18 protein-coding genes, 2 tRNA genes and 4 rRNA genes are annotated in these 24,334 nt (G+C 45.8%); 21 read left to right on the top strand and 3 right to left on the bottom strand.

Annotation, left to right across the window (positions count from 1 at the left end):
• The first annotated feature begins 67 nt into the window (after positions 1-67).
• The 5 genes from tuf (at position 68) to rplI (ending at position 2,869) form a co-directional block, all read left to right on the top strand.
• A complete protein-coding gene (tuf, locus tag N5E84_RS11485) occupies positions 68-1,252 on the top strand; it encodes an elongation factor Tu (protein ID WP_013857920.1) in 1,185 nt (394 codons plus the stop codon).
• A gap of 210 nt (positions 1,253-1,462) precedes the next feature.
• On the top strand, positions 1,463-1,831 hold the full coding sequence (rpsF, locus tag N5E84_RS11480) for a 30S ribosomal protein S6 (protein ID WP_013857919.1): 369 nt from the start codon (positions 1,463-1,465) through the stop codon (positions 1,829-1,831).
• Positions 1,832-1,839: 8 nt separating this feature from the next.
• On the top strand, positions 1,840-2,142 hold the full coding sequence (priB, locus tag N5E84_RS11475; protein WP_026027846.1) for a primosomal replication protein N: 303 nt from the start codon (positions 1,840-1,842) through the stop codon (positions 2,140-2,142).
• Between the two features lie 16 nt (positions 2,143-2,158).
• Positions 2,159-2,386, top strand: a complete 228-nt coding sequence (gene rpsR / locus N5E84_RS11470; protein WP_000090472.1) for a 30S ribosomal protein S18 — start codon at positions 2,159-2,161, stop codon at positions 2,384-2,386.
• Between the two features lie 33 nt (positions 2,387-2,419).
• Positions 2,420-2,869, top strand: a complete 450-nt coding sequence (gene rplI, locus N5E84_RS11465; RefSeq protein WP_013857917.1) for a 50S ribosomal protein L9 — start codon at positions 2,420-2,422, stop codon at positions 2,867-2,869.
• Between the two features lie 63 nt (positions 2,870-2,932).
• Here rplI and N5E84_RS11460 read toward each other — a convergent pair whose 3' ends face one another.
• Entirely contained in the window at positions 2,933-3,697 is a 765-nt protein-coding gene (locus N5E84_RS11460) for a YdiY family protein (RefSeq protein WP_019282804.1), read from the bottom strand.
• Between the two features lie 174 nt (positions 3,698-3,871).
• Here N5E84_RS11460 and N5E84_RS11455 point away from each other — a divergent pair, with 174 nt between their 5' ends.
• The 3 genes from N5E84_RS11455 to pgi all read left to right on the top strand — a co-directional run bounded on the left by N5E84_RS11455 (position 3,872) and on the right by pgi (position 8,239).
• Positions 3,872-5,278, top strand: coding sequence for a replicative DNA helicase (locus N5E84_RS11455; protein ID WP_013857915.1), 1,407 nt, complete (start codon positions 3,872-3,874; stop codon positions 5,276-5,278).
• A 13-nt stretch (positions 5,279-5,291) separates the two neighbouring features.
• Positions 5,292-6,365 carry an alanine racemase gene (alr, locus tag N5E84_RS11450; RefSeq protein WP_197056815.1) on the top strand — a complete coding sequence of 358 codons (1,074 nt, stop codon included), beginning with the start codon at positions 5,292-5,294 and terminating at the stop codon, positions 6,363-6,365.
• Positions 6,366-6,586: 221 nt separating this feature from the next.
• Positions 6,587-8,239: a glucose-6-phosphate isomerase gene (gene pgi / locus N5E84_RS11445; RefSeq protein WP_029388348.1), complete on the top strand. Its 1,653-nt coding sequence runs from the start codon at positions 6,587-6,589 to the stop codon at positions 8,237-8,239.
• 96 nt (positions 8,240-8,335) lie between these two features.
• On the opposite strand, the gene N5E84_RS11440 is transcribed toward pgi, so the two are convergent.
• Complete coding sequence (locus N5E84_RS11440) at positions 8,336-8,797, bottom strand: chemotaxis protein CheX (RefSeq protein ID WP_017043302.1); 462 nt, start codon at positions 8,795-8,797, stop codon at positions 8,336-8,338.
• An 18-nt stretch (positions 8,798-8,815) separates the two neighbouring features.
• On the bottom strand, positions 8,816-9,274 hold the full coding sequence (zur, locus tag N5E84_RS11435) for a zinc uptake transcriptional repressor Zur (RefSeq protein WP_029388347.1): 459 nt from the start codon (positions 9,272-9,274) through the stop codon (positions 8,816-8,818).
• Positions 9,275-9,525: 251 nt separating this feature from the next.
• Between zur and dusA the strand changes: the two genes are divergently transcribed.
• The 13 genes from dusA to N5E84_RS11370 all read left to right on the top strand — a co-directional run bounded on the left by dusA (position 9,526) and on the right by N5E84_RS11370 (position 24,271).
• Positions 9,526-10,506: a tRNA dihydrouridine(20/20a) synthase DusA gene (gene dusA, locus N5E84_RS11430; protein ID WP_013857910.1), complete on the top strand. Its 981-nt coding sequence runs from the start codon at positions 9,526-9,528 to the stop codon at positions 10,504-10,506.
• A 210-nt stretch (positions 10,507-10,716) separates the two neighbouring features.
• Positions 10,717-10,926: an envelope stress response protein PspG gene (pspG, locus tag N5E84_RS11425; protein ID WP_026027454.1), complete on the top strand. Its 210-nt coding sequence runs from the start codon at positions 10,717-10,719 to the stop codon at positions 10,924-10,926.
• Between the two features lie 99 nt (positions 10,927-11,025).
• Positions 11,026-11,682: a TIGR04219 family outer membrane beta-barrel protein gene (locus tag N5E84_RS11420; protein ID WP_019282801.1), complete on the top strand. Its 657-nt coding sequence runs from the start codon at positions 11,026-11,028 to the stop codon at positions 11,680-11,682.
• 166 nt (positions 11,683-11,848) lie between these two features.
• Positions 11,849-12,079 (top strand): hypothetical protein, encoded by a 231-nt coding sequence (locus N5E84_RS11415; protein ID WP_038149123.1) that lies wholly within the window; start codon positions 11,849-11,851, stop codon positions 12,077-12,079.
• A gap of 96 nt (positions 12,080-12,175) precedes the next feature.
• Positions 12,176-14,023, top strand: a complete 1,848-nt coding sequence (locus N5E84_RS11410) for an assimilatory sulfite reductase (NADPH) flavoprotein subunit (RefSeq protein ID WP_019282800.1) — start codon at positions 12,176-12,178, stop codon at positions 14,021-14,023.
• Positions 14,023-15,756 (top strand): assimilatory sulfite reductase (NADPH) hemoprotein subunit, encoded by a 1,734-nt coding sequence (gene cysI / locus N5E84_RS11405; RefSeq protein ID WP_019282799.1) that lies wholly within the window; start codon positions 14,023-14,025, stop codon positions 15,754-15,756. The genes N5E84_RS11410 and cysI overlap by 1 nt, the downstream gene beginning before the upstream one ends.
• A complete protein-coding gene (locus N5E84_RS11400) occupies positions 15,749-16,501 on the top strand; it encodes a phosphoadenylyl-sulfate reductase (RefSeq protein WP_019282798.1) in 753 nt (250 codons plus the stop codon). The genes cysI and N5E84_RS11400 overlap by 8 nt, the downstream gene beginning before the upstream one ends.
• Before the next feature lie 659 nt (positions 16,502-17,160).
• Positions 17,161-18,705: ribosomal RNA gene (locus N5E84_RS11395) — 16S ribosomal RNA — on the top strand.
• Between the two features lie 65 nt (positions 18,706-18,770).
• Positions 18,771-18,847, top strand: a tRNA-Ile gene (locus N5E84_RS11390).
• A gap of 44 nt (positions 18,848-18,891) precedes the next feature.
• Positions 18,892-18,967 (top strand) — tRNA-Ala (locus N5E84_RS11385).
• Positions 18,968-19,265: 298 nt separating this feature from the next.
• Positions 19,266-22,156: ribosomal RNA gene (locus tag N5E84_RS11380) — 23S ribosomal RNA — on the top strand.
• 87 nt (positions 22,157-22,243) lie between these two features.
• Positions 22,244-22,359: ribosomal RNA gene (gene rrf / locus N5E84_RS11375) — 5S ribosomal RNA — on the top strand.
• 367 nt (positions 22,360-22,726) lie between these two features.
• Positions 22,727-24,271: ribosomal RNA gene (locus tag N5E84_RS11370) — 16S ribosomal RNA — on the top strand.
• The 16S, 23S and 5S rRNA genes sit together here with 2 tRNA genes alongside, the layout of an rRNA operon.
• Positions 24,272-24,334 lie beyond the last annotated feature (63 nt).

Genomic DNA, 24,334 nt, shown 5'->3' with positions numbered 1-24,334 from the left:
GCAATTTCTGGCGCGTCTTGAGCTATATGTGACTCAAGACGAATCATAACTAGGAAGGAACACGATCGTGTCTAAAGCAAAATTTGAACGTACGAAACCGCACGTAAACGTTGGTACTATCGGCCACGTTGACCACGGTAAAACAACTCTAACTGCTGCTATCTGTACTACACTTGCAAAAGTGTACGGTGGTGAAGCGAAAGACTTCGCATCTATCGATAACGCTCCAGAAGAGCGCGAGCGCGGTATTACAATCAATACTTCTCACGTAGAGTACGATACACCAGCACGCCACTACGCACACGTAGACTGCCCAGGACACGCTGACTATGTTAAAAACATGATCACAGGTGCTGCGCAAATGGACGGCGGTATCCTAGTTGTTGCTGCAACAGATGGCCCAATGCCACAAACTCGTGAGCACATCCTACTTGGTCGCCAAGTTGGTATTCCTTACATCATCGTATTCATGAACAAATGTGACATGGTTGATGATGAAGAGCTTCTAGAGCTAGTAGAAATGGAAGTTCGTGAGCTTCTATCTGAGTACGATTTCCCAGGTGATGACCTACCAGTTATCCAAGGTTCTGCACTAGGCGCACTAAACGGCGAAGAGCAGTGGGAAGCGAAAATCATTGAACTTGCTGAAGCGCTAGACACTTACATTCCAGAGCCTGAGCGTGCAGTAGACCAAGCATTCCTACTACCAATCGAAGACGTATTCTCAATCCAAGGTCGTGGTACAGTAGTAACTGGCCGTATCGAGCGCGGTATCCTACGTGTAGGTGACGAAGTTGCGATCATTGGTATCAAAGACACAATCACAACGACTTGTACAGGTGTTGAGATGTTCCGTAAGCTGCTTGACGAAGGTCGTGCAGGTGAGAACGTTGGTGCACTTCTACGTGGTACTAAACGTGATGAAGTAGAACGTGGTCAAGTATTAGCGAAACCAGGTTCAATCACTCCACACACTAAGTTCGAGTCAGAAGTATACGTACTGTCTAAAGATGAAGGCGGCCGTCATACTCCGTTCTTCAAAGGCTACCGTCCACAGTTCTACTTCCGTACAACGGACGTAACAGGCGATATCTCTCTACCAGAAGGCGTAGAGATGGTAATGCCAGGTGACAACATCCAAATGGTTGTAGAGCTAATCGCTCCAATCGCGATGGATGAAGGTCTACGTTTCGCGATCCGTGAAGGTGGTCGTACAGTAGGTGCTGGTGTTGTTGCTAAAGTTATCGCTTAATTTTCGATAATTTATGCACACACTGCATTAAAAAGGGAAGCTTAGGCTTCCCTTTTTGTTTGATGTGACCCTTAGTACATTTCCCTTGCTAATCCTGCTTCGTTTCTGTACTATTTGCCGTCCTTAATTCTCGGTCTTTTTTTTCGTTCCTTGCTTCCTATGGACGACCGAGCCAAACCTGGAAGCTGAATAATCCGTAAGGAGCAACCGATGCGTCATTATGAAATCGTATTCATGGTGCACCCAGATCAAAGCGAGCAAGTTGCTGGCATGATCGAGCGTTACACTGGTTCTATCACTGAAACTGGCGGTACTATCCACCGTTTAGAAGATTGGGGTCGTCGTCAAATGGCTTACCCAATCAACAAGCTTCACAAAGCTCACTACGTTCTTATGAACGTTGAAGCTGACCAAGCTGTGATTGATGAGCTAGAAACTGCTTTCCGTTTTAACGATGCAGTTCTACGTAACATGATCATGCGTACTAAAGCTGCTATCACCGAGCCATCAATCATGCTGAAAGCTAAAGAAGAGCGTTCTAAGCGTGATGAAACTCGTTTCGATGCAGACGCTGAGTAATTGATTTGATGACCAATCGGATGGAGTTGAGTGGCACTGTCGCAAAACCTCCCATTCGAAGCCAAAGTCCTGCGGGTATTGAACATTGCCGTTTCTGGCTTGAACATCGCTCAACAGTGATAGAAGCTGATTTACCGAGACAAGTCTATTGTCGTATGCCGGTAGTCGTCAGTGGGCAAAGGTCAACGAATCTCACTCAACACTTAGTACAAGGCAGCACCATAACCGTAAGTGGCTTTGTCGCTTACCAAACTAGCCATAATGGCGTAGGTAAATTGGTGCTACATGCCGACCACATTACTCAAATTTAAGATCAGGAGATAGCCCATGGCTCGTTTCTTCCGTCGTCGTAAATTCTGCCGTTTCACTGCAGAAGGCGTACAAGAGATTGATTACAAAGATGTAGCAACTCTTAAAAACTACATAACTGAAGCTGGTAAAATCGTACCTAGCCGTATCACTGGTACTAGCGCTAAATACCAACGTCAGCTAGCTCGTGCAATCAAGCGTTCTCGCTACCTAGCTCTATTGCCATACACTGATAAACATCAGTAATTGGCACCGTTTATTAAGAAAGAGGATTAATCAATGCAAGTTATTCTACTTGATAAAATCGGTAACCTAGGCAGCCTTGGCGACACTGTAAGCGTGAAATCTGGTTATGCTCGTAACTTCCTTATCCCACAAGGTAAGGCTGTAATGGCAACTAAATCTAACGTTGAAATGTTTGAAACTCGTCGTGCTGAACTTGAAGCTAAAGTTGCTGAGCAACTTGTTGCATCTCAAGCTCGTGCTGAACAAGTTAACGCTCTTGAAGCTGTTGTTATTACTTCTAAAGCGGGCGATGAAGGTAAACTATTTGGTTCTATTGGTACTCGTGATATCGCTGACGCTATTACAGCGGCAGGTGTTGCAGTATCTAAGAGCGAAGTTCGTCTACCTGAAGGTGCTCTACGTAACGTAGGTTCTTTCGAAGTGAGCATCCAACTTCACTCAGAAGTGTTTGCAACTGCGAAAATTCAAATCGTTGCTGAGTAATTTCAGTCTTCGGATGAATTGAAAACACCAGCCTTGGCTGGTGTTTTTTTATCTTCAAACTACCTAGAAACGAAACTGTAAACTAAATGAAGTAACGCTATCGGCTTTACTTAGTCCTGCTGGAACCTTATCGTGGTATTGGCGAGACAAGTTCACTTTCAACGCAATCGAATCAGTAATGTGATTGGTTAAAATGAGTTCGCTATCGGTTCTGATGTTACTTTCTCCTGCGACAAGAGTCAGTTCAGAGGAGATGGTTAAATTATCGAAAGTTGCCCAAACACCTTTTAAGTTACCACGAAATATGACTTCTTCGACTGTATTTGCAAATACAATATCTGTACTTGATATCTCATCTAGATTGGGTTTTTGGTAACGAAAACCGGGCCCTATTTCAATCTCTAATAGCAATATGTCGGTATTCATCAATTGGTAACCCATTCCACCAGATAGCGTGTAGTCTTTGGAATAGGCGCTGTATTTCGAATCAACACCGTTAAAGTTTGCGTATAGATAGGCTTTTGAAGCTAACTTATAGTCACTTTGCAGCGAATAGTTTGCCTGCCGCTTATTCTCTTTTCCATTTTTATCAAGACGATACAATTTCCACTCACCATTGGTTCGATGGCGACCTGTTATGTATTCTGTCTTGACTCGTGAATTCAATGACTCTGAATCAGTATTACCTGAGTGGGCTTGGTAACCCAATTCGACTTGGCTATTCCAAGGAGAAGGAACTTCGATTTCCGTATTGTTTTTAAGATCCTCATTAGCATAAGCTGCACTCATCGCGAACAGGCTAAAACTAAGAAACCAAATTTTGGACACGAAGCACCCCTAAAGTGAATAAAAATAGTGGGCGAAATAGTAGGTGTAGGGCGGTTCTGTTTGGTCAGCATGAGGTTAATTCTCTACGAGATAAACACAAAGTTTCGTTTACATAATTACAAATGATCTATTCTGGCTATAATGGTCGGTCATTAGATAGTATTGAGCGAAGTCATGGCTGCACCACGAACAGATCAACGAAATCGTAAACCGTTTGACGCACAAGTCGACGCAATTAAAGTTCCTCCACATTCGATCGAAGCTGAGCAATCAGTGATTGGAGGCTTGCTATTGGATAACGAACGTTGGGATACGGTGGCTGAGCGTGTGGTCAGCAAAGACTTCTATAGCCGTGCGCATCGTTTAATTTTTGATGCAGCTAAATCGATTTTGGAAGCCAGTAAGCCGCTCGATCTTATTACATTATCTGAGTATCTTGAGCGTCGCGAACAGTTGGAAGATGTCGGCGGTTTTGCCTATTTAGCAGACTTGGCGAAAAATACGCCCAGTGCGGCTAATATTAATGCTTATGCTGAAATCGTAGCGGAACGAGCGTTGGTGCGTAACCTTATCGGTGTTGCCAATGAGATTGCGGATGCAGGTTATGATCCGCAAGGGCGCAGTTCGGAAGATTTGCTCGATCTGGCTGAAAGTAAAGTGTTCGCCATTGCTGAGGAGCGTACCAGCGAAAATGAAGGCCCGCAGAATGTTGATTCGATTTTAGAAAGAACTTTAGAGCGTATCGAACTACTGTATAAAACACCACAAGATGGCGTCACGGGCGTGAATACGGGGTTTGCTGATCTCAATAAGAAAACGGCTGGTTTACAAGGTTCTGATTTGATCATTGTGGCTGCTCGCCCTTCTATGGGTAAAACGACGTTTGCCATGAACTTGTGTGAAAACGCGGCCATGGAGCAAGAAAAACCGGTTCTTATCTTCTCTCTTGAGATGCCGGCTGAACAAATTATGATGCGTATGTTGGCATCGCTTTCTCGCGTTGATCAAACCAAAATTCGTACTGGGCAGCTGGATGATGAGGATTGGGCACGAATTTCATCTACCATGGGTATTCTCATGGAAAAGAAAAATATGTACATAGATGATAGCTCAGGCCTAACGCCTACCGAGGTTCGTTCTAGAGCTCGTCGTATTGCGCGCGAGCATGGCGGCTTGTCGCTCATCATGGTCGACTACTTGCAGTTGATGCGAGTTCCTTCGCAATCGGATAACCGTACTTTAGAAATTGCGGAGATCTCCCGCTCGTTAAAAGCACTGGCTAAAGAATTGAATGTGCCCGTGGTGGCTTTATCGCAGCTTAACCGTTCGTTGGAGCAGCGCGCCGATAAACGCCCAGTCAACTCCGATTTGCGTGAATCCGGTTCGATAGAACAAGATGCCGATTTGATCATGTTCATCTATCGCGACGAGGTGTATCACCCTGATAGTTCGTTAAAGGGTATCGCAGAGATTATTATAGGCAAGCAACGTAACGGCCCGATTGGTTCTGTACGGTTGACCTTCCAAGGGCAGTATTCTCGTTTTGACAACTATGCAGGCCCTGCATTTGACGATGAGTAATTTGATGAGCTACATGAAAGCGGCAACCGCCTGCATCGATCTCGATGCGTTAAAGCACAACCTACAGCGAGTAAAACAGCAGGCACCAAACAGTAAAATTATGGCGGTGGTCAAAGCAAATGGTTATGGTCATGGGCTTCGGCATGTTGCGAAACATGCACTAGGCGCGGATGCATTTGGCGTGGCGCGCATTGAAGAAGCGCTGCAACTGAGAGCGAGCGGTGTGGTAAAACCTATCTTGTTGCTTGAAGGTTTTTATTCCCCGATGGATCTTGCTGTATTGGTGACCAATAACATTCAAACCGTTGTTCACTGTGAGGAGCAGTTAGTCGCCTTAGAGCAAGCTCAATTAGATGTCCCAGTCAATGTTTGGTTGAAAATCGATAGCGGAATGCATCGTTTAGGTGTGCGCCCAGAACAATACCCCGATTTTTTAGAACGTTTGCAAGCGTGTAAAAACGTAGTGAAGCCATTGCGTTATATGAGTCATTTTGGTTGTGCCGATGAACTCGATAAATCAACCACTTCTGAGCAAATTGAGCTATTTTTAGCAATGACAAAAGGTCATGAGGGTGAAAGATCACTTGCTGCCTCCGCTGGTTTATTAGCTTGGAAGCACAGCCAGTTAGAGTGGGTTCGCCCAGGTATTATTATGTATGGCGTTTCTCCTTTTGATGATAACTCGGCGCAAGCGCTGGGCTATCAACCTGTAATGACATTAAAATCTCACTTGATCGCAGTGCGTGATGTTAAAGCGGGAGAGAGTGTCGGCTACGGTGCCACTTGGACAAGCTTACGTGACACTAAGGTTGGTGTTATCGCAATTGGCTATGGCGATGGTTATCCTCGCACTGCACCCAATGGAACTCCGGTTGTTGTCAATGGGCGTAAAGTGCCGATTGCAGGGCGAGTTTCAATGGATATGCTTACGGTCGATCTCGGTCCACAAGCCTGCGATAAGGTGGGCGATGAGGTTATTTTATGGGGAAAAGAGCTACCAGCCGAAGAAGTGGCCTCTCACATCGGCACGATCGCTTACGAGTTAGTGACGAAACTCACTTCTCGTGTTGAGATGTCGTATCAATAAAGCCAGAGTATGCACCCATTAGGTTTACCTGACCTAACTCAATATGAGAGCGGGTAAGCTGCGTCATAATGGCGCTCACAAAACGAATAACGACGTGTTGCCTTCCAAATATAGGCAGTCGATACCATTTTCTTTTTTTGCTCAATCGGGGATTCCATCATTTTGAAACAGAGTTTAGGAATGATAGGAATAAAACCTACTGTCACATCGGGATAGATACCATGTTGAAAAATATCAATCCAACGCAAACCAACGCTTGGAAAGCACTGACTGCGCATTTTGAATCAGCGCAAGATATGGACCTTAAATCACTTTTTGCACAAGATGCACAACGTTTCGATAAATTCTCGACTCGTTTTGGTTCAGATATTCTTGTTGATTACTCAAAAAATTTGATCAACGAAGAGACCTTACAACATTTACAAGCATTGGCGAATGAGACTGAACTAAAGTCAGCCATCGACGCTATGCTGCAAGGATGCGCGATCAACCAAACTGAAGGCCGTGCCGTACTGCACACTGCGTTACGCAACCGCAGTAACACACCGGTCATGGTTGATGGTGAAGATGTGATGCCAGCCGTGAATGCGGTACTTGAGAAGATGAAATCGTTTTCTGAACGAGTGATTTCTGGTGAATGGAAAGGTTACACTGGTAAAGCGATTACCGATATTGTCAACATTGGTATTGGTGGTTCAGACCTTGGCCCATACATGGTCACAGAAGCACTTGCGCCGTATAAGAATCATCTTAATCTTCATTTCGTTTCTAACGTTGATGGAACACACATCGTTGAAACGTTGAAAAAAGTCAATCCAGAAACCACGCTATTTTTAGTGGCTTCAAAGACGTTTACTACCCAAGAAACCATGACCAATGCACATACGGCTCGTGATTGGTTCTTAGCGGAAGCAGGCGATGAAACTCATGTTGCAAAACATTTTGCGGCGCTGTCGACTAATGCGAAATCAGTCGCTGAGTTTGGTATTGATACAGACAACATGTTCGAATTTTGGGATTGGGTCGGTGGACGCTACTCACTATGGTCAGCGATTGGTCTATCCATTGTATTGGCTGTAGGCTATGACAACTTTGTGGAACTGCTGTCCGGCGCGCATGAGATGGATCAACATTTTGTGGCGACACCTTTTGAGCAAAATATTCCTGTGATCCTAGCCTTGATTGGTATTTGGTATAACAACTTCCACGGTGCCGAATCAGAAGCGATTCTGCCTTATGACCAATACTTACATCGCTTTGCCGCTTATTTCCAACAGGGTAATATGGAATCAAACGGTAAATACGTAGATCGTAACGGTCAAGCGGTAACTTACCAAACGGGTCCAATCATTTGGGGTGAGCCCGGTACTAATGGTCAACACGCCTTTTATCAATTGATCCACCAGGGAACAAAATTGATCCCGTGTGATTTTATTGCGCCAGCGCTCAGCCATAACCCAGCGGGTGATCATCACCAAAAATTGATGTCGAACTTTTTTGCTCAAACAGAAGCGTTAGCGTTTGGAAAAACGCAGCAAACCGTTGAAGCTGAGCTAAAAGCGGCGGGCAAATCAGCACAAGAAATGGCGGCAATCGCACCATTTAAAGTGTTTGAAGGAAACCGCCCAACCAACTCAATCTTAGTTAAGCAGATCACGCCACGCACTTTGGGCAACCTGATTGCGATGTACGAGCATAAAATTTTCGTACAGGGTGTTATTTGGAATATCTTCAGTTTCGATCAATGGGGCGTTGAGCTTGGTAAGCAGTTAGCAAACCAAATTCTGCCTGAGTTAGCCGACGATGCTCAAGTGAGTTCACACGACAGCTCAACCAATGGTTTGATTAACGCGTTTAAGACATTTAAAGCGTAATGCGTCAAAACCTTACTTGGATGTGAGTAAGGTTTTATCCAAATAAAAAAGGTTGATACTTAACGGTATCAACCTTTTTTTCTTTAATGAAAGAGCTTACTCGAAACAGATTTCGATAAAAGCGTTACCCCACTGAGAGGTAAACGGCATGATAATAATTGCACCTTCGCATTTATGACGAATCGTGTGGCCTTTTCCTGAGACAACAACCGGAGTTGCCATATCAAAGTCAAAACCACTCTCGGCAAGAATACGTTTAGCTCCGCCTGTCACCATGTTGGTGATTTCGCCGACCATATCTGTCACTTCTTCATTGAGACCGTTGGGGCGTTCACCTAACATATTTTGCATGATTTCCAATGCTAGACTTTCATCAAAAGTAATAGACATGGAACCGCGGCTTTGACTACCAACCATACCAATCAAGCCAGAGACATCACCACGGGCAATCTCATCTTTCTTTACACGAGGTTTCTGTGGCTTCAACTCTAATGAAGCCATCGTTTTTAACACGTTCATTAAAGAAGCTAAAAACGGGTTTACAAATTCAGCGCGCATAACCTTCTTCTACTGTTTTTATACTTTCAGACTTGAGGAACACGTTTGGCAAACACCATGAGATTCAATAACGTGATTAACGATGTTAAAACCGTGTTTCTCAGCGTTGCTTGCTAGCAAGGCTATCAGACTATCATCTTGAAGTTCAATAACATTGCCACATTTGTCACAAATTAATAGGTGTGAGAAATGCTTATTAGCATTACAAGAGCAACATGAAATAAAGCTATTTGTTGACTCCACTCTATGAATAAAGCCTTGTTCTAACAAAAAGTCCAGAGCACGATACACCGTTGGTGGTTTCGCTTGGGGCTCGCTTTGCTTTAAATCTTCAAGCAATTCATAAGCACTGGATGCTTTTTGGCTTGAACAAATCAGTTCAAACACTCTCTTTCGTTGAGAAGTTAGTCGTACTCCTCTCGCTGCGCATAGTTCTTCTATTTGTTTCGTTAGCTTGTGGTCCAAATTCATCACCATAACCATTGGACTTTAATAATAATATACTATTTCCAGATTAATAGCCTTGTAGCCTACAACATTTTCTGGAGTTAGTTAGCGATGTGATCGTTGTTTGCAACGAAAATAGTACTTAAATTACCTTATATCGATGCAAAACGATACAGAAGAAGAACTGTTGGCGCTATAAACTCGAAGCGATTACAATGCCAAACTTTGTTTTTGGCTGTAAGTTTAGCCATTGAAACTGACTGAATTGGGATATCTAAATCATGACTCACCCTTGTAAGCTATCAGTAGCCCCTATGCTCGATTGGACAGATCGCCACTGCCGATACTTTCATCGCTTGCTGTCCTCGCAAACGTTACTGTATACCGAGATGGTCACGACAGGCGCGATCATTCATGGTAAAGGGGACTTCTTGGCTTACAACGAGGAGGAACACCCAGTAGCGTTACAATTGGGTGGTTCGAATCCTCAAGACCTTGCTCATTGTGCCAAACTTGCCCAGCAGTACGGGTACGATGAAATCAACCTCAATGTAGGTTGTCCGTCCGATCGCGTCCAGAATGGTCGTTTTGGTGCTTGTTTAATGGCTGAGCCGCAACTGGTGGCGGATTGCGTTGCAGCGATGAAATCAGTCGTTGATATTCCGGTAACCGTAAAGACGCGCATTGGTATTGATGATATGGATTCTTATGAATTTTTGACTGATTTTATTTCATTGGTATCAGAGAAAGGGGGCTGTGAACAGTTTACTATTCATGCGCGTAAGGCGTGGCTTAGTGGTTTGAGCCCAAAAGAGAACCGTGAAATACCGCCGTTAGATTACTCACGGGCATATCAGCTGAAAAAAGATTTCCCACATTTAGTCATTGCTGTGAATGGCGGTGTCAAAACCTTAGCTGAAGTCAGTGAGCATTTACAGCATCTTGATGGCGTAATGATTGGCCGGGAAGCTTATCAAAGCCCTTATTTGTTGGCGGAAGTGGATCAGACCATTTTTGGTATGGATACGCCGATTAAAAAACGTTCTCAAATTATTGAAGAGATGTTTCCTTATATTGAACGTCAATTAGCTCAGGGGTCTTACCTTGGCCATATTACCCGCCATATGTTAGGTATGTTCCAAAATATGCCAGGTGCTCGTCAATGGCGACGTTATATCAGTGAGAATGCACATAAGCCCGGTGCGGGAATTGAAGTCGTGCAAGCGGCATTAGCAAAAATTCCGAAAGAGTTGAATGTGTAAAAATTACCAACTTAAGTGGTGATTTTTACCAACAATAGAAAGGCTAAATGACTCGGTGTTATTTGGCTTTTTTATTGAAATAAATATTGCTTTTCAAGTGCTTGATTGGCCAAGAAACTGTGATTTTTTTGGTCTTGACTTGAAATCAGAGGTGGTGATAACAAGTTGGCTCGATATCTGCTAGTGGTAAGAGAAACGGAGGAAAGCATCATGTTTGAACTTATTTTCTTATTGGTTTTTATTGCAACTTTATTGGCGACAGGCATCACTTTGGCGACTGTGTTTATTGCGACGGTCATGGGCTTCATAGTATTGGCATTACTAGGCATGATTGGAGTGATGTTTAAGCTACTACCTTGGATCATTGTGATTGTTTTGGGGGTCTGGTTCTTCCGTCATGTGGTGTACACCCCTCGCTAATGTGGCAGTCAACGAAACGTTAACTCACTTCAGGAATATGCTACTATCGCGTTCAATTAAGAACATGCATTAGTAGCGAATAAATAGGGAGCAATAGGGATGAATAAACCAATTTGGTTAGCGTTGGTCAGTGTGGCAATGATGATGTCAACCGCATCGGTTCAAGCAGAATCATTTTATCGTGGAGAAGTTGGCGCTGACATGTGGTGGGGCAGCACTAAAATCGACAATACTCGTCGTGATGATGTGAAGACACCTTCAATCCACGTTGCTTTTGAGCATCAGCTACCTTATTTGCCCAATGCGAGTATTCGTTATACCACGCTTGAGGCGGATTATGCATCCTTTGATAAGTACGACTATACCTTGTATTACAATCTGTTAGAGCGACAGTTAATGTCGTTCGATGCGGGTGTTACATTCACTCAATATAGTGGTTCTCAGTATCAAGCACCAGATAGCTTGAAGTACAGTTTTGATAAGACGACTTTTAACTGGTATGCCTATGCCACAATTAAAATTCCCAATACCCAAGTTGATGTGATTGGGCAGTTTGATTTTGGTGATAGTGGCGGAATTAAAAGCGCAGATGTACTAGCGGGTTTGCAGTATTCCATACCTATTCGTGCTGGCAATGTCGCATTGCGTGGCGGCTATCGTGTGATTGATCTTGAATTCACCGAACTTGACCCAAAAACGAAAAACTCATTTGTCTTTGTTGATGGTTGGTTCTTGGGGGCTGAATTTCAATTTTAAGTATCGATTCGATACTTACGCGCTAAATGCATTTTCCATAAAACGCTACCTCTACAAGGTGGCGTTTTTTATAACTGATAATTATATTATTGTGCAATTTCTTAGCAGAATAAGCAAAATGTACCATGCTTAATTCACGAGTGAATAATGTGAAAATGGTGTGGTGATGACGATTACCGAGTTAAGGGACTTGTATCGTGAGAACAAGCTTATCGAAGCCATTATTGAACCTTCTTTCCAAGAAGGGCATTGGATAGTCGAGTTTCGGCATTGCCGTGGTGGGTTCGTGCTATTAACCGATTCTCAGGGTGACGAATGCCAGTATACCGATCTGGATCTTGCCTCTAAATCGGCTATGGAGGTGGGTTTTAAGCAAGTTCGAGTCGAGTCTAAATGAGAGAATTAAGCGTAATGCCTACTTCCAAAAAGTTATAAAACATACTTATCTATTCTTTCTTGTTATTAAAGAGAGTGGTTAATCTATTGTCACGCAATGAATAGGGAAGTCGTGACCATGTCTTCAGGAAATACCATACCCCAAGAGCTAGCCAGTTTAGCTAGCCCACTCAATGACGCGCAACTGAACGGATTGCAGCGTACTATTTCAGAACTTTCCCCGCAGCAGCTTGCTTGGGTTAGCGGATATTTTTGGGGCCTCAGTCAGTCTCAAGCATCAAGTATTTCTACTTCCAGCTCACAAGCAGCCACTTTAGTATCAATGGAGCCTGCGACTCAATTAACCATTATTTTCGCTTCTCAAACAGGAAATGCAAAAGGCCTTGCTGAAGGATTGGAAAGAGAAGCTCAGGCTGCCGGTATCGCGGTTCAATTATTCGATGCGAGTGATTACAAGGGCAAAGATCTTGCGAAAGAAACGCATGTTATTTTTGTTGCATCGACCAATGGCGAGGGCGAAGCCCCTGACAATGCATTAGCGCTGCATGAATTTTTACAATCCAAGAAAGCGCCGAAATTACCTCACTTGCAATATGGTGTGATTGGCTTAGGTGACTCCAGTTATGAATTTTTTTGCCAAACGGGCAAAGATTTTGATGCATTTTTAGAGCAGCTTGGTGCCAAACGTTTTATTGAACGAGTGGATTGCGACGTTGATTACGAACATCAAGCCACCGAGTGGAAAGCCAAGGCATTAGCAGTGGTAAAAGAAGCTTTTGCAAGTACGCCTGCGCAAGTTGTGCAATTACCCGTGAGTCAAACCACGAGTCATCTATCTCAATACAATAAGCAAAATCCTTACAGTGCGACTTTACTGACGAGTCAAAAAATTACTGGGCGAGATTCAGGAAAAGAGGTGCACCACATTGAAATTGACTTGGGTGAGTCAGGTATAACGTATCAGTCTGGGGATGCGCTTGGAGTATGGTATGAAAACGATACAGAGTTAGTCAATGCCGTGTTATCTGCGACTGGGCTATCGGGTGTCGAAAGTGTTGAGGTCGATGGCGAAAGTTTATCCATCCATAGTGCTTTAATGCATAAATATGAAATTACGGCTGCAAATCCTCAGATGGTGACCAAGTTTGCTGAGTTATCTGGTTGTACGAAACTGCTTGAGCTGGTGGAGGATAAAGAGAAGCTCAGATTGTATGCGAGCCATCATCAAGTGATTGATGTACTGCGAGAGAAGCAAACTAAACTGACGGCCCAAGCGCTACTCTCTTTATTACGTCGTTTAACGCCGCGTCTTTATTCTATCGCATCAAGTCAAAGCGAAGTTGAAGTGCATCTTACCGTCAGCATTGTTCAGTATATACACCAAGATGAGCACCGTTTTGGGGGAGCGTCCAGTTACCTTGGCCAGCGCTTAGAAGAGGGCGACAAGGTAAAGGTTTTCATTGAACACAATAATAATTTCAAACTACCGCAAGATGATAATGTGCCTATTATCATGATTGGTCCTGGCACCGGAATTGCGCCATTTCGTAGCTTTATTCAAGAGCGTGATAACCGTGAAGCAAAAGGAAAAAACTGGCTGTTTTTTGGTGATCGTACATTTACTCAAGATTTTCTCTATCAAGTTGAGTGGCAAAAATATCTGAAATCCGGTGTGCTGAGTCGTCTAGATGTGGCGTTTAGCCGTGATCAGCATGAGAAAGTCTACGTTCAGCATCGATTACTTGAACAATCCGAACTGGTCTGGCAATGGATTCAAAACGGTGCGTATCTTTATGTCTGTGGTGATGCAACGCACATGGCGAAAGATGTGCATGATGCACTAATTGTTATTGCACAGCAGCAAGGTGGGTTATCACGTGAACAGGCAGAGACATATATCAACGATCTGCGCAAAGCAAAACGTTATCAAAGGGATGTGTACTAATGAGCACCAAACAACAATCTAATCATCAAGAAGTATTAGGACAAGAGCTAGGCCCATTGTCAGATAACGAGCGCTTGAAACGTGAAAGTCACTTTTTACGTGGGACGATCGAGCAAGATCTGCAAGATCACATCACAGGTGGCTTTAGTGCTGACAACTTTCAGTTGATTCGCTTTCATGGCATGTATCAACAAGACGATCGCGATATTCGTAACGAACGTGCAAAACAAAAGTTAGAACCTCTGCACAATGTGATGTTACGTGCGCGCATGCCTGGCGGGATCATCACGCCGAAACAATGGCTAGCGATAGATAAATTTGCAACTGAGCACAGCCTATATGGCAGCATTCGTTTAACCACTCGCCAAACCTTTCAGTTTCACGGGGTATTGAAGCCTAACATTAAATTGATGCATCAAACGTTAAACAGCATTGGTATTGATTCGATTGCCACAGCGGGTGATGTGAACCGTAACGTACTGTGTACGTCCAATCCTGTGGAGTCTGAACTGCATCAGGAAGCTTACGAATGGGCGAAGAAGATTTCGGAACATCTGTTACCTAAAACGCGCGCTTATGCCGAAATTTGGTTGGATGGTGAAAAACTAGAAACTACAGATGAAGAGCCGATTTTAGGTAATAACTACTTACCGCGTAAGTTCAAAACGACAGTGGTTATTCCGCCCCAAAACGATGTGGATGTACATGCCAACGATTTAAACTTTGTTGCGATTGCCGAACAAGGTCGGTTAGTTGGTTTTAATGTGCTGGTGGGTGGCGGCCTAGCCATGACGCACGGTGATACTTCTACTTACCCGCGTCGTGCTGATGATTTCGGATTTATTCCTTTGGATAAAACCTTAGAAGTCGCCGCCGCTGTGGTTACGACTCAGCGTGATTGGGGAAACCGGTCTAATCGTAAAAATGCAAAAACTAAATACACACTCGATAGAGTGGGCGTCGATGTGTTCAAAGCCGAAGTTGAAAAGCGTGCTGGTATTGAGTTTGCGGTCAGCCGCCCTTACGAGCTCACAGAACGTGGTGATCGGATTGGGTGGATTAAAGGTATCGATGGTAAGCATCATTTAACACTTTTCATCGAAAATGGTCGTTTACTCGATTTCCCTGATAAACCGCTAAAGAGTGGTGTGGCAGAAATTGCTAAAATCCACCAAGGTGATTTTCGTATGACGGCCAATCAAAACCTCATCGTAGCGGGAGTACCAGCTGTACAAAAAGCCACGATTGAGCAGATTGCGCGTCAGCATGGTTTGATCAATGACAATGTGAGTGAGCAACGTAAAAATTCGATGGCGTGCGTCTCTTTCCCTACGTGCCCATTAGCTATGGCTGAGGCGGAACGTTTCCTCCCTCAATTTGTAACGGACGTAGAGACGATCCTACAAAAACATGCGTTACCTAAAGAAGAAAACATTATCTTACGTGTCACAGGTTGTCCGAACGGATGTGGCCGAGCCATGTTGGCTGAAATTGGTTTAGTTGGTAAAGCTCCCGGTCGCTACAACCTACATCTTGGCGGCAATAGAGCGGGCACACGTGTGCCTAAAATGTATAAAGAAAACATTACCGATGTACAAATTCTTCAAGAAATTGATGAGTTGGTAGGACGCTGGGCGCTAGAGCGTCAATCCAATGAGGGTTTTGGCGATTTCACCATTCGCACTGGCATTATAGAAGAGGTGATCATCTCTAAGAGAGATTTCTATGCTTGAAGTACCAGTAGTTCCTAAATTGTCCGAGTTATTGGCGCTAACTAAAGTAGAGCAAACGTTACACCTTGCCCCATTAAATGCTTATCTCGAAACGTTAACAGCGCAGCAGCGAGTGATGTGGGCGATTGAGAATCTAGAAGGAACCCATGCGCTTTCTTCTAGCTTTGGCATTCAAGCCGCATTGATGCTGCATCTGGTTTCTAGCGTAAAAAGCGATATATCAGTGGTATTGACGGATACTGGCTATTTGTTTCCTGAAACATATCAATTTATTGACCAGCTCACGGAGCATCTAAATCTCAATCTGCATATCTTCAGCGCTACGATAAGTCCATCATGGCAGGAGGCGCGTTACGGTAAACTTTGGGAACAAGGCGTTACTGGCATTGAACAATACAATCACCTTAATAAAGTAGAACCGATGCGAAGAGCGTTAGATGAACTAAATATCGGTACTTGGTTTTCTGGCCTACGCCGAGAGCAATCACAATCGCGGGCGACATTACCTATTTTAGCGATTCAAAATGGTGTGTTTAAATTCCTACCTGTGATTGATTGGACAAATAAAGATGTACATTATTATCTGCAAGAAAATCACCTGCCGTATCATCCATTATGGGAGCAAGGTTACCTTTCAGTTGGTGACACTCATACCACTCGTAAATGGGAACCGGGAATGAATGAAGAAGAAACGCGTTTCTTCGGCTTAAAAAGAGAGTGTGGTCTTCATGAAGAGAATAACTAAGGAGATGATGCAGGTATTTAATCTTCTACATAGTGTAAAAAAGAAATGAGTGAAACGGAAAAAGCGTCTGAAGGCGCTTTTTCTACGTTTGAAAAGATAAAAATTACAGCTAATGTGCATAACTCTGTGGGTAACATGTTTACTTGATCTTAGTAAAATTGAATAAATAAGGCTTTGAGCAGTAATTTGGTGATTAAGCGCTATTTTTGCAATTTTTACAAAATAACGCTTGCCAACGTGACGACGATCCCTATAATGCGACCTCACTGACACGGCACAGCCAGTAAGGGTTCAAGCCCAACCAGCAGCCAATCAGTAGGTCAAATCGGTAAGACGAAATAATTTAATAAAGTGTTTGACACTTTCCATTATCTCGCTAGAATGGCCGCCTCTTCAAAGGAAGCCTCGGCAATCCAGCGAAGAACGCTCTTTAACAATATAAACCTATCAATCTGTGTGGGCACTCGTTGATGATAATCAAAAAAGATTTATCAATGAACTGAGTGACCAATCAGAATCAAGTTTACTTGATTTTGGCACAGTCAATTCATTGTTGTTCTGTTGGAACAACAATAGCTTTAAAATTACTTTTTTATTTTCGAGTAAGAGCAGTTTTGAAGTCAGTATTCATTGAGCCGGTCTTAGGACCAACAAAACTTTAATTGAAGAGTTTGATCATGGCTCAGATTGAACGCTGGCGGCAGGCCTAACACATGCAAGTCGAGCGGCAGCACAGAGGAACTTGTTCCTTGGGTGGCGAGCGGCGGACGGGTGAGTAATGCCTAGGAAATTGCCCTGATGTGGGGGATAACCATTGGAAACGATGGCTAATACCGCATGATGCCTACGGGCCAAAGAGGGGGACCTTCGGGCCTCTCGCGTCAGGATATGCCTAGGTGGGATTAGCTAGTTGGTGAGGTAATGGCTCACCAAGGCGACGATCCCTAGCTGGTCTGAGAGGATGATCAGCCACACTGGAACTGAGACACGGTCCAGACTCCTACGGGAGGCAGCAGTGGGGAATATTGCACAATGGGCGCAAGCCTGATGCAGCCATGCCGCGTGTATGAAGAAGGCCTTCGGGTTGTAAAGTACTTTCAGTCGTGAGGAAGGTGGTGTTGTTAATAGCAGCATCATTTGACGTTAGCGACAGAAGAAGCACCGGCTAACTCCGTGCCAGCAGCCGCGGTAATACGGAGGGTGCGAGCGTTAATCGGAATTACTGGGCGTAAAGCGCATGCAGGTGGTGGATTAAGTCAGATGTGAAAGCCCGGGGCTCAACCTCGGAACCGCATTTGAAACTGGTTCACTAGAGTACTGTAGAGGGGGGTAGAATTTCAGGTGTAGCGGTGAAATGCGTAGAGATCTGAAGGAATACCGGTGGCGAAGGCGGCCCCCTGGACAGATACTGACACTCAGATGCGAAAGCGTGGGGAGCAAACAGGATTAGATACCCTGGTAGTCCACGCCGTAAACGATGTCTACTTGGAGGTTGTGGCCTTGAGCCGTGGCTTTCGGAGCTAACGCGTTAAGTAGACCGCCTGGGGAGTACGGTCGCAAGATTAAAACTCAAATGAATTGACGGGGGCCCGCACAAGCGGTGGAGCATGTGGTTTAATTCGATGCAACGCGAAGAACCTTACCTACTCTTGACATCCAGAGAAGCCAGCGGAGACGCAGGTGTGCCTTCGGGAACTCTGAGACAGGTGCTGCATGGCTGTCGTCAGCTCGTGTTGTGAAATGTTGGGTTAAGTCCCGCAACGAGCGCAACCCTTATCCTTGTTTGCCAGCGAGTAATGTCGGGAACTCCAGGGAGACTGCCGGTGATAAACCGGAGGAAGGTGGGGACGACGTCAAGTCATCATGGCCCTTACGAGTAGGGCTACACACGTGCTACAATGGCGCATACAGAGGGCAGCAAGCTAGCGATAGTGAGCGAATCCCAAAAAGTGCGTCGTAGTCCGGATTGGAGTCTGCAACTCGACTCCATGAAGTCGGAATCGCTAGTAATCGTAGATCAGAATGCTACGGTGAATACGTTCCCGGGCCTTGTACACACCGCCCGTCACACCATGGGAGTGGGCTGCAAAAGAAGTGGGTAGTTTAACCTTTCGGGGAGGACGCTCACCACTTTGTGGTTCATGACTGGGGTGAAGTCGTAACAAGGTAGCGCTAGGGGAACCTGGCGCTGGATCACCTCCTTATACGAAGATTACACTGATGAGTGTCCACACAGATTGATGGTTTATACAGTTTAAGAGACGATGCTGGGTCTGTAGCTCAGGTGGTTAGAGCGTTCGCCTGATAAGCGAGAGGTCGGTGGTTCAAGTCCACTCAGACCCACCAATTCTTCATCCCAGAAGATTGGCACACAGTATCACACACCTGATGGGGTTATAGCTCAGCTGGGAGAGCGCCTGCCTTGCACGCAGGAGGTCTGCGGTTCGATCCCGCATAGCTCCACCATCTTTAAGTGCACTAGCAATAGTGTTTTTAAAAATGGTTTTCATTAGAAAATCGTGCTCTTTAACAATTTGGAAAGCTGACTGATAACAACGAACGTGTTTGTTGTTATCAAATAAAAGTTCTCAACATCAATGCGTTTAACGTATTGATACCAAACACATTCAAGTGTTCTTGGGAAAGCTTACATCGGTAAGTTTTCAAAATTGAGTCCGGCAAAATCAAACGTCTCTCGCTCATTCAAATAATGAGAGACAACCTTGGTGACTTGTCTACAACACGAAACTTCTTCGGGTTGTATGGTTAAGTGACTAAGCGTACACGGTGGATGCCTTGGCAGTCAGAGGCGATGAAGGACGTAGTAACTTGCGATAAGCGTAGATTAGGCAGTAACAGCCACTTGAGTCTACGATTTCCGAATGGGGAAACCCACGTGCATAAGTACGTATCCTTACCTGAATACATAGGGTAAGGAGGCAAACCGGGGGAACTGAAACATCTAAGTACCCCGAGGAGAAGAAATCAACAGAGATTCCGAAAGTAGCGGCGAGCGAAATTGGACTAGCCCTTAAGCTTTTAATGATGCAGGTGAAGCCTCTGGAAAGTGGCGCAATAAAGGGTGATAGCCCCGTAACTGTTCCATCATTATAAGTGAAATCGAGTAAGGCGGGACACGTGTTATCCTGTCTGAACATGGGGGGACCATCCTCCAAGGCTAAATACTACTGACTGACCGATAGTGAACCAGTACCGTGAGGGAAAGGCGAAAAGAACCCCTGTGAGGGGAGTGAAATAGAACCTGAAACCGTGTACGTACAAGCAGTAGGAGCACCTTCGTGGTGTGACTGCGTACCTTTTGTATAATGGGTCAGCGACTTATATTCAGTGGCAAGGTTAACCGAATAGGGGAGCCGTAGGGAAACCGAGTCTTAACTGGGCGCTTCAGTCTCTGGATATAGACCCGAAACCGGGTGATCTAGCCATGGGCAGGTTGAAGGTTGAGTAACATCAACTGGAGGACCGAACCGACTAATGTTGAAAAATTAGCGGATGACTTGTGGCTAGGGGTGAAAGGCCAATCAAACTCGGAGATAGCTGGTTCTCCCCGAAAGCTATTTAGGTAGCGCCTCGGACGAATACTACTGGGGGTAGAGCACTGTTAAGGCTAGGGGGTCATCCCGACTTACCAACCCTTTGCAAACTCCGAATACCAGTAAGTACTATCCGGGAGACACACGGCGGGTGCTAACGTCCGTCGTGGAGAGGGAAACAACCCAGACCGCCAGCTAAGGTCCCAAATTACTACTAAGTGGGAAACGATGTGGGAAGGCTCAGACAGCCAGGATGTTGGCTTAGAAGCAGCCATCATTTAAAGAAAGCGTAATAGCTCACTGGTCGAGTCGGCCTGCGCGGAAGATGTAACGGGGCTAAGTAGTAAACCGAAGCTGCGGCAATACAGTTTACTGTATTGGGTAGGGGAGCGTTCTGTAAGCCGTTGAAGGTGTGTTGTAAAGCATGCTGGAGGTATCAGAAGTGCGAATGCTGACATGAGTAACGATAAGGGGGGTGAAAAACCTCCCCGCCGGAAGACCAAGGGTTCCTGTCCAACGTTAATCGGGGCAGGGTAAGTCGACCCCTAAGGCGAGGCTGAAAAGCGTAGTCGATGGGAAACGGGTTAATATTCCCGTACTGCTTATAATTGCGATGGGGGGACGGAGAAGGCTAGGTGGGCCAGGCGACGGTTGTCCTGGTTCAAGTGCGTAGGCTAAGAGACTAGGTAAATCCGGTTTCTTGTTAGGCTGAGACACGACGTCGAGCTGCTACGGCAGTGAAGTCATTGATGCCCTGCTTCCAGGAAAAGCCTCTAAGCTTCAGATTATAAGCAATCGTACCCCAAACCGACACAGGTGGTCGGGTAGAGAATACCAAGGCGCTTGAGAGAACTCGGGTGAAGGAACTAGGCAAAATGGTACCGTAACTTCGGGAGAAGGTACGCTCTTATTGGTGAAGTCCCTCGCGGATGGAGCTGACGAGAGTCGCAGATACCAGGTGGCTGCAACTGTTTATTAAAAACACAGCACTGTGCAAAATCGCAAGATGACGTATACGGTGTGACGCCTGCCCGGTGCCGGAAGGTTAATTGATGGGGTTAGACTTAGGTCGAAGCTCTTGATCGAAGCCCCGGTAAACGGCGGCCGTAACTATAACGGTCCTAAGGTAGCGAAATTCCTTGTCGGGTAAGTTCCGACCTGCACGAATGGCGTAATGATGGCCACGCTGTCTCCACCCGAGACTCAGTGAAATTGAAATCGCTGTGAAGATGCAGTGTACCCGCGGCTAGACGGAAAGACCCCGTGAACCTTTACTACAGCTTGGCACTGAACATTGAACCTACATGTGTAGGATAGGTGGGAGACTTAGAAGCGCAGTCGCTAGATTGCGTGGAGTCGACCTTGAAATACCACCCTTGTCGTTTTGATGTTCTAACGTAGGCCCCTCATCGGGGTTGCGGACAGTGCCTGGTGGGTAGTTTGACTGGGGCGGTCTCCTCCCAAAGAGTAACGGAGGAGCACGAAGGTGGGCTAATCACGGTTGGACATCGTGAGGTTAGTGCAATGGCATAAGCCCGCTTAACTGCGAGAATGACGGTTCGAGCAGGTACGAAAGTAGGTCATAGTGATCCGGTGGTTCTGAATGGAAGGGCCATCGCTCAACGGATAAAAGGTACTCCGGGGATAACAGGCTGATACCGCCCAAGAGTTCATATCGACGGCGGTGTTTGGCACCTCGATGTCGGCTCATCACATCCTGGGGCTGAAGTCGGTCCCAAGGGTATGGCTGTTCGCCATTTAAAGTGGTACGCGAGCTGGGTTTAGAACGTCGTGAGACAGTTCGGTCCCTATCTGCCGTGGGCGTTGGAAGATTGAAGGGGGCTGCTCCTAGTACGAGAGGACCGGAGTGGACGAACCGCTGGTGTTCGGGTTGTCATGCCAATGGCATTGCCCGGTAGCTAAGTTCGGAATTGATAAGCGCTGAAAGCATCTAAGCGCGAAGCGAGCCCTGAGATGAGTCTTCCCTGGCACTTTAAGTGTCCTAAAGGGTTGTTCGAGACTAGAACGTTGATAGGTTGGGTGTGTAAGCGCTGCGAGGCGTTGAGCTAACCAATACTAATTGCCCGTGAGGCTTAACCATACAACACCGAAGGGGTTTTGTGGGCTCAATGGAAGAACATTGAATGTGTGAATGAGAACGAAACAGCTTTCCGAATTAAGAAATTTTCTTGGCGACCATAGCGTTGTGGACCCACCTGATTCCATGCCGAACTCAGAAGTGAAACACAACAGCGCCGATGGTAGTGTGGGGTCTCCCCATGTGAGAGTAGGACATCGCCAGGCTTAAATTCCGACTGGTCTCAGTGAGACGAGTCACCATAATATTCTCATGAAAATGTGAGAGTTTTATGTTGACTTTCGAAGCGGAAAGCGTATTATACGCGTCCTGCTTAAGTGTTAAGGCACTGAAAGCAAAGCTCTTTAACAATATAAACCTATCAATCTGTGTGGGCACTCGTTGATGATAATCAAAAAAGATTTATCAATGAACTGAGTGACCAATCAGAATCAAGTTTACTTGATTTTGGCACAGTCAATTCATTGTTGTTCTGTTGGAACAACAATAGCTTTAAAATTACTTTTTTATTTTCGAGTAAGAGCAGTTTTGAAGTCAGTATTCATTGAGCCGGTCTTAGGACCAACAAAACTTTAATTGAAGAGTTTGATCATGGCTCAGATTGAACGCTGGCGGCAGGCCTAACACATGCAAGTCGAGCGGCAGCACAGAGGAACTTGTTCCTTGGGTGGCGAGCGGCGGACGGGTGAGTAATGCCTAGGAAATTGCCCTGATGTGGGGGATAACCATTGGAAACGATGGCTAATACCGCATGATGCCTACGGGCCAAAGAGGGGGACCTTCGGGCCTCTCGCGTCAGGATATGCCTAGGTGGGATTAGCTAGTTGGTGAGGTAATGGCTCACCAAGGCGACGATCCCTAGCTGGTCTGAGAGGATGATCAGCCACACTGGAACTGAGACACGGTCCAGACTCCTACGGGAGGCAGCAGTGGGGAATATTGCACAATGGGCGCAAGCCTGATGCAGCCATGCCGCGTGTATGAAGAAGGCCTTCGGGTTGTAAAGTACTTTCAGTCGTGAGGAAGGTGGTGTTGTTAATAGCAGCATCATTTGACGTTAGCGACAGAAGAAGCACCGGCTAACTCCGTGCCAGCAGCCGCGGTAATACGGAGGGTGCGAGCGTTAATCGGAATTACTGGGCGTAAAGCGCATGCAGGTGGTGGATTAAGTCAGATGTGAAAGCCCGGGGCTCAACCTCGGAACCGCATTTGAAACTGGTTCACTAGAGTACTGTAGAGGGGGGTAGAATTTCAGGTGTAGCGGTGAAATGCGTAGAGATCTGAAGGAATACCGGTGGCGAAGGCGGCCCCCTGGACAGATACTGACACTCAGATGCGAAAGCGTGGGGAGCAAACAGGATTAGATACCCTGGTAGTCCACGCCGTAAACGATGTCTACTTGGAGGTTGTGGCCTTGAGCCGTGGCTTTCGGAGCTAACGCGTTAAGTAGACCGCCTGGGGAGTACGGTCGCAAGATTAAAACTCAAATGAATTGACGGGGGCCCGCACAAGCGGTGGAGCATGTGGTTTAATTCGATGCAACGCGAAGAACCTTACCTACTCTTGACATCCAGAGAAGCCAGCGGAGACGCAGGTGTGCCTTCGGGAACTCTGAGACAGGTGCTGCATGGCTGTCGTCAGCTCGTGTTGTGAAATGTTGGGTTAAGTCCCGCAACGAGCGCAACCCTTATCCTTGTTTGCCAGCGAGTAATGTCGGGAACTCCAGGGAGACTGCCGGTGATAAACCGGAGGAAGGTGGGGACGACGTCAAGTCATCATGGCCCTTACGAGTAGGGCTACACACGTGCTACAATGGCGCATACAGAGGGCAGCAAGCTAGCGATAGTGAGCGAATCCCAAAAAGTGCGTCGTAGTCCGGATTGGAGTCTGCAACTCGACTCCATGAAGTCGGAATCGCTAGTAATCGTAGATCAGAATGCTACGGTGAATACGTTCCCGGGCCTTGTACACACCGCCCGTCACACCATGGGAGTGGGCTGCAAAAGAAGTGGGTAGTTTAACCTTTCGGGGAGGACGCTCACCACTTTGTGGTTCATGACTGGGGTGAAGTCGTAACAAGGTAGCGCTAGGGGAACCTGGCGCTGGATCACCTCCTTATGCGAAGATTACACTGATGAGTGTCCACACAGATTGATGGTTTATACAGTTTAAGAGACGAGG

The sequence above is a fragment of the Vibrio sp. J502 genome (assembly GCF_025397955.1).
Lineage (GTDB): Bacteria > Pseudomonadota > Gammaproteobacteria > Enterobacterales > Vibrionaceae > Vibrio > Vibrio anguillarum.
The sequence above is the reverse complement of the archived record's forward strand: the minus strand, read 5'-3'. Positions and strand labels throughout refer to the sequence as shown.